At 68.8% G+C, this 12343-nt stretch carries 12 protein-coding genes; all 12 read left to right on the forward strand.

The genetic code is table 11. From position 1 onward, the window contains the following. Positions 1 to 81 precede the first annotated feature (81 nt). The 12 genes from nifD to M446_RS16960 all read left to right on the forward strand — a co-directional run bounded on the left by nifD (position 82) and on the right by M446_RS16960 (position 12275). Positions 82 to 1599 (forward strand): nitrogenase molybdenum-iron protein alpha chain, encoded by a 1518-nt coding sequence (gene nifD, locus M446_RS16905; RefSeq protein WP_012333317.1) that lies wholly within the window; start codon positions 82 to 84, stop codon positions 1597 to 1599. Between the two features lie 100 nt (positions 1600 to 1699). Next, the gene (gene nifK, locus M446_RS16910) at positions 1700 to 3238 is read left to right on the forward strand and encodes a nitrogenase molybdenum-iron protein subunit beta (protein ID WP_012333318.1); all 1539 of its coding nucleotides are present in this window, start codon (positions 1700 to 1702) and stop codon (positions 3236 to 3238) included. 71 nt (positions 3239 to 3309) lie between these two features. After that, the gene (gene nifE, locus M446_RS16915; RefSeq protein WP_012333319.1) at positions 3310 to 4821 is read left to right on the forward strand and encodes a nitrogenase iron-molybdenum cofactor biosynthesis protein NifE; all 1512 of its coding nucleotides are present in this window, start codon (positions 3310 to 3312) and stop codon (positions 4819 to 4821) included. A 10-nt stretch (positions 4822 to 4831) separates the two neighbouring features. Then, entirely contained in the window at positions 4832 to 6214 is a 1383-nt protein-coding gene (nifN, locus tag M446_RS16920; RefSeq protein WP_012333320.1) for a nitrogenase iron-molybdenum cofactor biosynthesis protein NifN, read from the forward strand. Beyond that, the gene (gene nifX / locus M446_RS16925) at positions 6183 to 6677 is read left to right on the forward strand and encodes a nitrogen fixation protein NifX (RefSeq protein WP_043701332.1); all 495 of its coding nucleotides are present in this window, start codon (positions 6183 to 6185) and stop codon (positions 6675 to 6677) included. Before nifN ends, nifX begins: the two co-directional genes overlap by 32 nt. 216 nt (positions 6678 to 6893) lie before the next feature. Continuing rightward, on the forward strand, positions 6894 to 7370 hold the full coding sequence (locus tag M446_RS16930) for a NifX-associated nitrogen fixation protein (protein ID WP_012333322.1): 477 nt from the start codon (positions 6894 to 6896) through the stop codon (positions 7368 to 7370). An 11-nt stretch (positions 7371 to 7381) separates the two neighbouring features. After that, positions 7382 to 7579, forward strand: coding sequence for a CCE_0567 family metalloprotein (locus M446_RS16935; protein ID WP_012333323.1), 198 nt, complete (start codon positions 7382 to 7384; stop codon positions 7577 to 7579). A gap of 52 nt (positions 7580 to 7631) precedes the next feature. Then, entirely contained in the window at positions 7632 to 7946 is a 315-nt protein-coding gene (gene fdxB / locus M446_RS16940; RefSeq protein ID WP_012333324.1) for a ferredoxin III, nif-specific, read from the forward strand. 3 nt (positions 7947 to 7949) lie between these two features. Continuing rightward, on the forward strand, positions 7950 to 8603 hold the full coding sequence (locus tag M446_RS16945) for a nitrogen fixation protein NifQ (RefSeq protein ID WP_012333325.1): 654 nt from the start codon (positions 7950 to 7952) through the stop codon (positions 8601 to 8603). A gap of 146 nt (positions 8604 to 8749) precedes the next feature. Next, a complete protein-coding gene (locus tag M446_RS16950; RefSeq protein WP_012333326.1) occupies positions 8750 to 9034 on the forward strand; it encodes a bacterioferritin-associated ferredoxin in 285 nt (94 codons plus the stop codon). Between the two features lie 81 nt (positions 9035 to 9115). Continuing rightward, the gene (locus M446_RS16955) at positions 9116 to 9913 is read left to right on the forward strand and encodes an SDR family NAD(P)-dependent oxidoreductase (protein ID WP_012333327.1); all 798 of its coding nucleotides are present in this window, start codon (positions 9116 to 9118) and stop codon (positions 9911 to 9913) included. A 997-nt stretch (positions 9914 to 10910) separates the two neighbouring features. Beyond that, positions 10911 to 12275, forward strand: a complete 1365-nt coding sequence (locus M446_RS16960) for a dicarboxylate/amino acid:cation symporter (protein WP_012333328.1) — start codon at positions 10911 to 10913, stop codon at positions 12273 to 12275. The last annotated feature ends 68 nt before the right edge of the window (positions 12276 to 12343 follow it).

A 12343-nucleotide genomic window follows, 5' to 3' on the forward strand; every position in this document is an offset into this window, starting at 1 on the left:
GGCTGCTCCCCCGCGGCCGCTCCCTCCCGGCGCGCGGCTCGACGGCCGCCCCGGCCCTGCCAGCACGGAAGGTCGACTGCCATGAGCCTCGATTACGAGAACGACGGCGCACTCCACGAGAAGATCATCGAGGACGTGCTGGCCGCCTACCCCGACAAGTTCGCCAAGCGCCGCCGCAAGCACCTCTCGGTCGCCACCCCGGCCGGCGCCGAGGAGACCGCGCCCGCGGAGGAGACGCTCCTCACCGAGTGCGACGTGAAGTCCAACATCAAGTCCATTCCGGGCGTCATGACCATCCGGGGCTGCGCCTATGCCGGCTCCAAGGGCGTGGTCTGGGGACCGGTCAAGGACATGGTCCACATCTCGCACGGGCCGGTCGGCTGCGGCCAGTATTCCTGGTCGCAGCGCCGCAACTACTACATCGGCACGACCGGGATCGACACCTTCGTGACGATGCAGTTCACCTCCGACTTCCAGGAGAAGGATATCGTCTTCGGCGGCGACAAGAAGCTCGACAAGGTCATCTCCGAGATCGAGAGCCTGTTCCCGCTCAATCACGGCGTCACGATCCAGTCGGAATGCCCGATCGGCCTGATCGGCGACGACATTGAGGCGGTGGCCAGGAAGAAGAAGAAGGAGATCGGCAAGACCGTGGTGCCGGTCCGCTGCGAGGGCTTCCGCGGCGTGTCGCAGTCCCTTGGCCACCACATCGCCAACGACGCGATTCGCGACTGGGTGTTCGAGAAGCAGGACGGCGAGATCGCCTTCGAGGGCACGCCCTACGACGTCAACGTGATCGGCGACTACAACATCGGCGGCGACGCCTGGGCCTCCCGCATCCTGCTGGAGGAGATGGGGCTGCGCATCGTCGGCAACTGGTCGGGCGACGCCACCCTGGCCGAGATCGAGCGGGCCCCGAAGGCCAAGCTCAACCTCATCCACTGCTACCGGTCGATGAACTACATCTGCCGCTACATGGAGGAGAAGTACGCGATCCCGTGGATGGAGTACAACTTCTTCGGCCCGTCCCAGATCGCGGCCTCGCTGCGCAAGATCGCCAAGCACTTCGGCCCCGAGATCGAGGAGAAGGCGGAGGCGGTGATCGCCAAGTACCAGCCGCTCGTCGATGCCGTGATCGCCAAGTACGGCCCGCGCCTGAAGGGCAAGAGCGTCATGCTCTACGTCGGCGGCCTGCGCCCGCGCCACGTGATCACCGCCTACGAGGATCTCGGCATGGAGATCGCGGGCACCGGCTACGAGTTCGCCCACAACGACGACTACCAGCGCACCGGCCACTACGTGAAGAACGGCACGCTGATCTACGACGACGTCACCGGCTACGAGCTGGAGAAGTTCATCGAGAAGATCCGGCCCGACCTCGTCGGCTCCGGCATCAAGGAGAAGTACCCGGTCCAGAAGATGGGCATCCCGTTCCGGCAGATGCACTCGTGGGACTATTCGGGCCCGTACCACGGCTACGACGGGTTCGCGATCTTCGCCCGCGACATGGACCTGGCGATCAACAACCCGGTCTGGGGCCTGTTCGACGCGCCCTGGAAGGCGAAGCCGGCCCCGGCGTTCCTGGACGCCGCCGAGTAGCACCGCGCCTCGCGGCGCCCCCGCCGCGGGCTCCCCTCCCGTGTGTTCCGACCGATGCGCGCCGCCGTATGGCGCGGCCGCGAGCCAAGGAGCCGTTCCGATGCCCCAATCCGCCGACCGGGTGCTCGATCACGCACCCCTGTTCCGTCAGCCCGAATACCAGGAGATGTTCGCCCGCAAGCGCGAGCAGTTCGAGTGCCCGGCCTCCGGCGAGGCGGTCGAGGCGCAGCGCGACTACGCCAGGACCTGGGAGTACCGCGAGAAGAACCTCGCCCGCGAGGCCCTGGTGGTGAACCCGGCCAAGGCCTGCCAGCCGCTCGGCGCGGTCTTCGCGGCGGCCGGCTTCGAGCGCACGATGAGCTTCGTGCACGGCTCGCAGGGTTGCGTCGCCTATTACCGCTCCCACCTGTCGCGCCACTTCAAGGAGCCGTCCTCGGCGGTCTCCTCCTCGATGACCGAGGACGCGGCGGTGTTCGGCGGCCTCAACAACATGATCGACGGCCTCGCCAACACCTACTCGCTCTACGACCCGAAGATGATCGCGGTCTCGACCACCTGCATGGCCGAGGTGATCGGCGACGACCTGCACGCCTTCATCCAGAACGCCAAGAACAAGGGGTCGGTGCCGCAGGATTACGACGTTCCCTTCGCCCATACCCCGGCCTTCGTGGGCAGCCACGTCGACGGCTACGACAACATGATCAAGGGCGTGCTGGAGCATTTCTGGAAGGGCAGGACCCGCAGCGCCGGCGAGGGACTCAACCTGATCCCGGGCTTCGACGGGTTCTGCGTCGGCAACAACCGCGAGCTGAAGCGCCTGCTCGACCTGATCGGGGTCTCCTACACGCTGATCCAGGACGCCTCCGACACCTACGACACGCCCTCGGACGGCGAGTTCCGGATGTATTCGGGCGGCACCCGGCTCGAGGACGTCGCCGCCGCGCTGAACGCCAGGGCGACCCTCTCGCTGCAGAAGTACTGCACGCGCAAGACCCTCGACTACGCGGCGGAGCAGGGCCAGGAGACCCACAGCTTCCACTACCCGCTCGGGGTGCGCGGCACCGACGAGCTCCTGCTCAAGATCTCGGAACTGAGCGGCCGGCCGATCCCCGAGGCGATCACGATGGAGCGCGGCCGGCTCATCGACGCCATGGCGGACAGCCAGTCCTGGCTGCACGGCAAGAAGTACGCGATCTTCGGCGACCCGGACGTGGTCTACGGCCTCGCGCGCTTCGTCATGGAGACCGGCGGCGAGCCGATCCACTGCCTCGCCACCAACGGCACCAAGGCCTGGGAGGAGGAGATGCAGGCGCTCCTCGCCTCCTCGCCCTTCGGCGCCAGCGGCCAGGTCTGGGCCGGCAAGGACCTCTGGCACCTGCGCTCGCTGCTCTTCACCGAGCCGGTCGATTTCGTGCTGGGCAATTCCTACGCCAAGTACCTGGAGCGCGACACCGGCACGCCGCTGATCCGCACCGCCTTCCCGATCTTCGACCGGCACCACCACCACCGCTTCCCGGTGATGGGCTACCAGGGCGGCCTGCGCCTGCTGACGACGATCCTCGACAAGATCTTCGACAAGCTCGATCAGGACACCATCGACCCGGCCAAGACCGACTACTCGTTCGACCTCACCCGCTGAGCGCCGCGGCGGCACCGGCCCGGCGCCGGTGCCGCCCTCGCAGATGTCCGACCGGATCCGGAGGCAGGGCCATGCTCAAGGACAAAATCGCGGACGTGTTCAACGAGCCCGGTTGCGAGAAGAACCAGGCCAAGGGCGCCAAGGAGCGCAAGAAGGGCTGCACGAAGCCCCTCACCCCCGGGGCGGCGGCGGGCGGCTGCGCCTTCGACGGGGCCAAGATCGTGCTGCAGCCGATCACCGACGTCGCCCACCTGATCCACGCGCCCCTCGCCTGCGAGGGCAACAGCTGGGACAATCGCGGGGCGGGCTCCTCCGGCTCCGACCTCTGGCGGCGCAGCTTCACCACCGACCTCACCGAACTCGACGTGGTGATGGGCCAGGGCGAGAGGAAGCTCTACCGGGCCGTGCGCGAGATCGCCCGCACCTACGCGCCCCCGGCGATTTTCGTCTACTCCACCTGCGTCACCGCCCTGATCGGCGACGACATCGAGGCGGTCTGCGCCAAGGCCTCCGAGACCTGCGGGCTGCCGGTGATCCCCGTGAACGCGCCGGGCTTCGTCGGCTCGAAGAATCTCGGCAACAAGCTCGCCGGCGAGGCGCTGCTCGACCACGTCATCGGCACGGTCGAGCCCGACGACGTCGGCCCCACCGACATCAACATCCTGGGCGAGTTCAACCTCGCGGGCGAGTTCTGGGCGGTGCGCCCGCTCTTCGAGCGGCTCGGCATCCGCATCCGCGCCTGCATCCCGGGCGACGCGCGCTACCGCGAGGTCGCGGCCGCCCACACGGCGCGGGCGACGATGATGGAATGCTCGACCGCCCTCATCAATCTCGCGCGCAAGATGGAGGAGCGCTGGGGCATCCCCTTCTTCGAGGGCTCCTTCTACGGCATCTCCGACACCTCGGACGCCCTGCGCCAGACCGCCCGGCTGCTGGTCGGGCGGGGCGCGCCCTCCGACCTCCTCGACCGCACCGAGGCCCTGATCGCCGAGGAGGAGGCCCGGGCCTGGGCGCGGCTGGAGGCGTTCCGGCCGCGGCTCCAGGGCAAGCGGGTCCTGCTCAACACCGGCGGGGTCAAGTCGTGGTCGGTGGTGGCGGCGCTGATGGAGATCGGCGTCGAGATCGTCGGCACCTCGGTCAAGAAGTCGACCGCCGAGGACAAGGAGCGGATCAAGCAGCTCCTGAAGGACGAGAACCACATGTTCGAGAGCATGGCCCCGCGCGACCTCTACGCGAAGCTGGCCTCGCACGAGGCCGACATCATGCTGTCGGGCGGGCGGACGCAGTTCATCGCGCTCAAGGCGAAGATGCCCTGGCTCGACATCAACCAGGAGCGGCATGTCGCGTATGCGGGCTACGACGGCATGGTGGAGCTCGTCCGGCGCATCGACCTCGCTCTCTCGAACCCGATCTGGGCCGACCTGCGCGATCCCGCGCCCTGGGACGCCGAGGGGCGGCTGACCGCGGCCGGGGCGGCCCCGCGCGCGGAGCCCGGCCGGGATCCCGCCGCGGATCCCACCTTCCTGGCCCATCACCGCAGGAAGTTCGCCGGTGCGGGCGCCGACGACATGGCCGAGTGCTGAGGAGGACGCCGTGAATCCGGTCACCCCGCTCGCCAAGGCGGTCGCCACCAACCCGCTGAAATCCTCCCAGCCCCTCGGCGCGGCCCTGGCCTTCCTGGGCATCGAGGGCGCCATGCCGCTCTTCCACGGCTCGCAGGGCTGCACCTCCTTCGCGCTCGTCCTGCTGGTGCGGCACTTCAAGGAGACGGTCCCGCTCCAGACCACCGCGATGGACGAGGTCGCCACGGTGCTCGGCGGCGCCGACCACCTGGAGGAGGCGATCCTCACCCTCAAGACCCGCACCGGGCCGAGCCTGATCGGCATCTGCACCACGGCGCTGGTCGAGACGCGCGGCGAGGATTTCTCCGGCGACCTCGCCCTGATCCGCGGGCGCCACGCCGAGACCCTCGGCGAGACCGAGCTGGTCCTCGCCCAGACGCCGGACTTCGCCGGCGCCATGGAGGAGGGCTGGGCCAAGGCGGTCTGCGCCACCATCGCGCAGGTCGTGCCGGAGGCCGAAAGCCGCGTCGCCGCCCTCAACCGGATCAACATCCTGCCGGGCCAGCACCACACGGTGGCGGATGTCGAGTTCCTGCGCGAGAGCGCGCTCGCCTTCGGGCTCGAACCGGTGATCCTGCCCGACATCGCCGGCTCCCTCGACGGCACGGTGCCGGCGCGCTGGATCCCGACGAGCTACGGCGGCACGCCGGTCGCGGCGATCCGCGGCATGGGCCGGGCCCTGCACACGATCGCGCTCGCCGAGCACGTGCGCGGGGCGGCCGCCCTGCTCGAGGCCCGCACCGGCGTGCCCTTCACGGTCCTCGACACGCTGACCGGCCTCAAGGCGGCGGACCGCTACGTCGCGCTCCTCGCCTCCCTCTCGGGCAAGCCGGTCCCGGCCGCCCTGCGGCGGCGGCGCAGCCAGCTCGAGGACGCGCTCCTCGACGGGCATTTCCACATCGGCGGCCTGCGGGTGGCGATCGCGGCCGAGCCGGACCTGCTCTACGGGCTCGCCAGCTTCTTCGCCGGGCTCGGCGCCACCGTCGCGCTCGCCGTGACCACCACGGGCGACAGTCCGATCCTCGCCCGGGTCCCGGCCGAGACGGTGGTGGTCGGCGATCTCGGCGATCTCGAGGCCCGGGCGTCGGGCTGCGACCTCCTCGTCACCCACAGCCATGGGCGCCAGGCCTCCGAGCGCCTCGGCATCCCGCTGATGCGGGTGGGCTTCCCGATCTTCGACCGGCTCGGCTCCCCGCACCGGCTCTCGATCGGCCACGAGGGCACCCGCGACCTGATCTTCGAGGTGGCGAACCTGGTCCAGGCCAACCGCCGCGAGCCCACCCCCCAATCCCTCAATCCGTTCCGTGACCGGGGAGAATCCCATGACGGCCTTGCGCAGATTGCGGCTCGTTGAGAGCGAGGAGCCGGCGGAGCAGGCCGCCGGCCCAGCCTTGCGCGTCGCCATCGCCACCCAGGACCTGAAGAGCCTCAACGCCCATTTCGGCTCGGCGCGGCGCTTCGCGCTCTACGACGTGACCGTGCGGGGCTGGAGCTTCGTCGAGGCGGTCACCTTCGAGGAGGTCTCCGACGAGGGCGGCCGGCACCGGACCGACGGCGACGACCGCATCACCCCGAAGGTCGAGGCCCTGCGCGGCTGCCACCTGCTGTTCTGCCTCGCGATCGGCGGCCCCTCCGCCGCCAAGGTCGTCACGGCGAAGATCCACCCGATCAAGATCGCGCAGGCGCAGCCGATCGAGGCCGTGCTGGAGCGCACCCGCGCCATGCTGGCGGGCGCGCCCCCGCCCTGGCTGCGCAAGGTGCTGGCCGCGTCCGGCGCGACCGCCCCCGAACCCTCCTTCGCCGACGACGAGGACTGATCCGCCGGTCGGACGATCACGTCCGGACAGCATCTGACAAGCCCGCGCGGCGCCTGAACGAAGCCGAAATCCGCTTGGCGAAGCAATCCGTCGGATTTCGTCTGACAAGCCCGCGCGGCGCGTGAGCGAAGCCGAAATCCGCATGGCGAAGCAATCCGTCGGATTTCGGTTGATCCGATCGCCGATGGCGACCGCACGACCCCGGAGAGACCGACCATGTCCGAGACCGCCACCCTGGAGCGCGCCCCCGAGGAGGCCGCCCTCGCCACCCCCTTCCTCACCGCCCTGGTGCGGCTGCTGCGCGCCCAGGACAGCTACGGCGCCTGGGAGAAGAAGCCGGACGCCCAGCTCCTGCGGGACTTCATCGTCTCGAAGGAGCAGCGCCGCCAGATCCCGATCATGGGCGATCCCGACCCGGACGTGCTGTGGCGGGTCGAGCTGTTCTACACGGCGGTGGGCCTCGCCGTGGAGGCGCGCGCCGGGCTGATCGCCAGCCCGATGATGAAGATGAGCCACGAGGGTTTCGGCCGCGTGCTGCTCACGGCGGGCCGGCTCATCGTCCTCAACAAGTACCTGCGCGACGTGCACCGCTTCGGCTTCGAGAGCCTCGCCAAGCTCGCCGAGGCCGGCGGCAGGGCGATCGACGAGGCGGCCGCCATGATCGCGGCCCATCCCGACGTCGCCCGCATCTGACGGAGGCCGGCATGTCCGACATCGAGACCCTCAAGGCCGAGATCAAGAAGCTGTCGTCCCGGTCCGTCACCGCCAAGATGAACCTGCACGACCTCTCGGAGGACCTGCCCACCAACTGGCAGTCGATCCTGCGCGTGGCGCAGGAGACCTACGACGCGTTCCAGGCCCTCGACGCGGCGCGCCGCGCCCTCAAGGCCGCCGAGGCCTGATCCCCGGGGCGGCCGCGGGCCGCCCTCCCCCCGGTTGAGAAGGAGCCCCGCCATGGCCTTCACGACGCGCGACGGCCGCGCCTGGATGCCGGATTACCTGGTCGCCATCGACGCCAAGACCTGCATCGGCTGCGGCCGCTGCTACAAGGTGTGCTCGCGCGACGTGATGCACCTGTTCGGCGTCGGGGCGGAGAACGCGCTCCTCGGCCGGGTCGGCGACGAGGACGACGACGAGTTCGACGGGAAACTGGTGCGCAAGGTCATGGTGGTGGACGAGGCGGGCGCCTGCATCGGCTGCGGCGCCTGCGCCCGGGTCTGCCCCAAGGCCTGCCAGACCCACGTTCCGGCCGACCGGATCGCGGCCTGAGCCATGGCCGCGCCCGGATACGCCGCCCTGATGGCGGGCCAGGAGGCGGCCCGCCCGTCCGCCGACCCGTTCGACGCGCATCTCTTCGCCTGCGCGCTCGCGCTCTGCGCCGCGGAGGCGGCGCATCGGGGCGAGAGCCTCGCCGCCCGGCTCGGCCTCGGGCCGGAGGATCTCGCCGCCCTGGAGGCCCGGTTCTTCGCACCCGGCGCCCTGGCGCCCGGCACCCTGGCGCCCGGCACCCTGGCGCGCAGCGGGACCGCACGGCCCGATCCGGGCGAGGAGGAGGCGATGGTCCGCGACCTCCTCCTCGCGCACCGCGCCGGGCGCGGCCCGGAGGAGGCGTGGCTCGCCGCGATCGTGGCCCGCCGGGCGATGGAGCCCGATCACCTCTGGCAGGATCTCGGCCTGCAGGCCCGCTCAGAATTGTCGCGCCTGATGGCGCGGCACTTCCCGGCGCTCGCGGCGGGGAACGACCGCAACATGAAGTGGAAGAAGTACCTCTACCGCCGCCTGTGCGAGGCGGAGGGCTTCGTCCTCTGCACGGCGCCGAGCTGCGGCGTCTGCGCGGATTTCGGATCCTGCTTCGGCGACGAGAGCGGGGAGAGCCGGATGGCGCAGCGGCGCCGGGCGGCCGACCATGCCCTTGCCGCGCCGTGAGCGGGCCGCCCCCTTGCGCTGCCTCAAGGCGCGGCGCGGCGGGCGGGGCGATCCTGGCTCTGCCGGCGGCCTGCCTCCGGTCGCGCCCGGGCGGCCCCGCCCCGCGGCCGCGCGAATGAACCCCGTCCTCTCGGAGCCGAGCCCCGATGATCGTCTGCTCCTGCAACGTCCTGTCGGATACGGCGGTGCGGGCCTGCGCGGCCGACAGCGCCCTCACGCCCGCCGGCGTCTTCCGCGCCCTCGGCTGCCGCATCCGCTGCGGGCGCTGCGCGAAGACGATCCGGGCCATCCTGACGAACCGGGAGGTCGGTCCGGGCGCCCTCCCCTCCTGCGACGGGCGCTGCTGCGCCGCCCGCGACACGGCGGCCTGGATCAACCAGGGAAGCCTCGCGGCGATGGCCGCCGCGACGGCGCAGGCCCCGCCGCGCTGAACGCCGCCCGCCGCCCGGCGGCGGTCCCTTCGGCGCGGCGGGGAAGATCTCGGGCCGCGCGTCCTTCTCTCGGGAGAGCCCATGAGCACCTCGACGCCGTGTTCCTCTGCCGGCGCGGAGCGCGGCGCGCGCGCCGCGGAGCGGGGCGCCGGCCGCACGCTCCTCCTCACCGGGGCGAGCCGCGGCATCGGCCACGCCACCGTCAAGATCTTCGCCGAGGCGGGCTGGCGCGTGATCACCTGCGCGCGCCGGCCCTTCGACCCGAATTGCCCCTGGGAATCGGGCCGGATCGACCATGTCCCGGTCGATCTCGCCGATCCGGCGGCCACCGGCCGCGCGGTCGCGCGCGTGAAGGAGCTGATTGGCGACGGGCCCCTCCACGCGCTCGTGAACAATGCCGGCATCTCGCCCAAGACCCCGGCCGGCGGGCGGCTGTCCTCGGTCGACACGCCGCTGCAGACCTGGATGGACGTCTTCCACGTCAACTTCCTGGCGCCGGTGATCCTGGCGCGCGGGCTGCTCGACAACCTGGTGGCGGCGGGCGGCTCGATCGTGAACCTGACCTCGATCGCGGGGACGCGGGTGCATCCCTTCGCGGGCGCGGCCTACGCGACCTCGAAGGCCGCCCTGTCCTGCCTGACCCGCGAGATGGCCTTCGACTTCGCGCCCTACGGCGTGCGGGTGAACGCCATCGCGCCCGGGGAGATCCGCACCGAGATCCTCTCGGCCGAGACCGAGGCGCATCTCGCGCCGACCATCCCGATGCGCCGCATCGGCACGCCCGCCGAGGTGGCCTCGGTGATCTACTTCCTGTGCTCGCAGCACGCGAGCTACGTCACCGGCGAGGAGGTGCAGATCAACGGCGGCCAGCACGTGTAGGATCTCAACTCGTTCGGCTTGAGCGTGTGGAGGGCGGCCGAGGGTGGAAAGCGGCCGTCGGGCCGCCAGTTCGGCGAGAGCGGCCACTGCGTTTGTCAAGTTTGCGAACCGGGGATCGTCGGACTATGAACCGGTGACAAAGGCCGCGCCTTGGTCCTCGCCTCCTCGGGAGTGACCAACCGAGCAATCGCTTCTTGGAGCGACCATGCAATCACCAGTGCCGTTCGCTCGTGGCCGCTTTCCAGCAACACCCGAGCCTCCGCGATGCCGGACGCCAGCTCACTTGCCGTTGGAGCGGATAAATCCGGCCTAACTTCGACGGGTGGCGATACGTAGAAAACTCGGAACTCCCAGCCTTTCTGGGCTTCGACCAAGTTCGCAATTTTGGCCAGGCTCTGTCTTTGCGATTCGTGCCGGCGCGCCTCTGATGTACACCCGCCGCGATCTCGGCGACGCGAGCCTTGGCAACGGCTTCGTCGCGCTTGCGTCCCTCAGGATGCCAGTGAACGAGATCGAGGTCGTAGACCGGCAGACGCCGAGTCTTCCCCAAGCGCTCGGCCAGCGTACTCTTGCCCGAGCCGCTGTTGCCGATGACGACCGCAACGTGCGGAAGGAGGATGAACCATTCCTCACCCTCGCACGGCCACGCTCCGCTTTCCGCCGAGGCTGTGCCACCGAGGCTGTGTGAAAATGCAGAGGCTGTAGAAGGATCTCCCCTCGCACACCCTGATGGCAGCAGCGCAGAAGATTGTTCTACAATTTCGGGGCGCGCCCAAGTTTTTCACACAGCCTGCACCCTCAGCAGCCATCCGCACGGTCAAGCTGATTGGGTTTTGACCCTAAGCCGTCCAGAACGTCCTACTTCTCCCATAAGTCGAAAAACGAATAAGAGTCCATCGTTTTTATTCTCTTGCCAATCTTAGATTGTGGGGCACCATATCCCTCAAATTCTAATAGGAGCGACCCAAGGCCGACGAGTATTACTTGGGGGAAAACAATGACGGCGGCAATATCCGAGACGGACCATCAAACCGTCAAATGGTACTCTCATCTCTACGTTCAGGTGCTGGGCGCGATTACAGTAGGTGTTGTGCTCGGGCACTTCTACCCGCAGATCGGCGAGCAGATGAAGCCGCTAGGGGATGCGTTTATCAAAGCAATTAAGATGATCATAGCGCCGATCATCTTCTTCGCCGTCGTGCACGGCATCGCCAGCATGGGGGACATGAAGAAGGTCGGGCGCGTTGGCCTCAAGGCCCTGATCTATTTCGAGGTCGTGACGACGCTTGCGCTGATCATCGGCCTTGTCGTGGTCAATCTCTGGAAGCCGGGCGTCGGCATCAACCTCGACCTCTCGACCGTCGACGCGAAGTCGATTGCGAGTTTCACCGCCGAGGCCAAGGACCAGTCGACCGTCCATTTCCTGATGGAGATTATCCCCTCGACCGTCGTGGGTGCCTTCGCCAAAGGCGAGATCCTGCAGGTCCTGTTCTTTGCGATCCTGTTCGCCTTTGGCCTGCAGGCGCTCGGAGAGCGCGGCGGGGGCGTGCTCCGGCTCATCGACACCGTCGGCCACGTCTTCTTCAAGATCGTCGGCTACATCATGAAGGCTGCCCCAATCGGCGCCTTCGGGGCCATGGCCTTCACGATCGGCAAGTACGGTATCTCGACGCTGCTCTCGCTCGGCAACTTCATGCTGTCGTTCTACACGACGTGCCTTCTCTTCATCTTCGTGGTCCTCGGCTCAATCGCGGCGCTACACGGCTTTTCGATCCTGAAGTTCATCCGCTACATCAAGGAGGAGCTGCTGATCGTTCTGGGCACGTCGTCCTCCGAGTCGGTCCTGCCCCGGATGATCGCCAAGATGGAGAATCTCGGCGCCGACAAGTCGGTCGTCGGGCTCGTCGTGCCGACCGGCTACTCGTTCAACCTGGATGGTACATGCATCTACCTGACGATGGCGGTGATCTTCCTCGCCCAGGCGACGAACATCGATCTGACCGTCTGGCAGGAGCTAGGCATCATCGGCGTCCTGCTGCTCACCTCGAAGGGGGCGGCGGGCGTGACGGGGTCGGGCTTCATCGTGCTCGCCGCGACACTCGCCTCGGTCGGTACGATTCCGGTCGCTTCGATCGCGCTAATCCTCGGCGTCGACCGCTTCATGTCCGAGGCCAGGGCGCTCACGAACGTAATCGGCAACGGCCTTGCCACCATCGTGGTCGCCAAATGGGAGGGTGTGCTCGACGAGGAGGTGCTGCGTCGTCGCCTCAACGCGGAAACCGACGCCGAGGCGGACGAGCCCGAGGACGTGGCGATCGCCGACGACGCCAAGTCAGGCCCCCCGCAGCCGATCACGGCCTGATGCGGGCGGCAGGCACGGTGTGGCTTCGAATGGCTATTCGAGGCGTCGTCTGACAACGGAGGAGAAAA

Origin of the sequence: Methylobacterium sp. 4-46, from assembly GCF_000019365.1 — a bacterium.
Classification (GTDB): Bacteria; Pseudomonadota; Alphaproteobacteria; order Rhizobiales; family Beijerinckiaceae; genus Methylobacterium.

Bases quoted from the DNA above. Each gene is read 5' to 3' on its own strand.
- fdxB (WP_012333324.1), top strand. From the start codon at position 7,632: ATGGCCTTCACGACGCGCGACGGCCGCGCCTGGATGCCGGATTACCTG.
- M446_RS16935 (WP_012333323.1), top strand. From the start codon at position 7,382: ATGTCCGACATCGAGACCCTCAAGGCCGAGATCAAGAAGCTGTCGTCC.
- nifE (WP_012333319.1), top strand. From the start codon at position 3,310: ATGCTCAAGGACAAAATCGCGGACGTGTTCAACGAGCCCGGTTGCGAG.
- M446_RS16950 (WP_012333326.1), top strand. From the start codon at position 8,750: ATGATCGTCTGCTCCTGCAACGTCCTGTCGGATACGGCGGTGCGGGCC.
- M446_RS16960 (WP_012333328.1), top strand. From the start codon at position 10,911: ATGACGGCGGCAATATCCGAGACGGACCATCAAACCGTCAAATGGTAC.
- M446_RS16955 (WP_012333327.1), top strand. From the start codon at position 9,116: ATGAGCACCTCGACGCCGTGTTCCTCTGCCGGCGCGGAGCGCGGCGCG.
- M446_RS16930 (WP_012333322.1), top strand. From the start codon at position 6,894: ATGTCCGAGACCGCCACCCTGGAGCGCGCCCCCGAGGAGGCCGCCCTC.
- nifX (WP_043701332.1), top strand. From the start codon at position 6,183: ATGACGGCCTTGCGCAGATTGCGGCTCGTTGAGAGCGAGGAGCCGGCG.
- nifK (WP_012333318.1), top strand. From the start codon at position 1,700: ATGCCCCAATCCGCCGACCGGGTGCTCGATCACGCACCCCTGTTCCGT.
- M446_RS16945 (WP_012333325.1), top strand. From the start codon at position 7,950: ATGGCCGCGCCCGGATACGCCGCCCTGATGGCGGGCCAGGAGGCGGCC.
- nifD (WP_012333317.1), top strand. From the start codon at position 82: ATGAGCCTCGATTACGAGAACGACGGCGCACTCCACGAGAAGATCATC.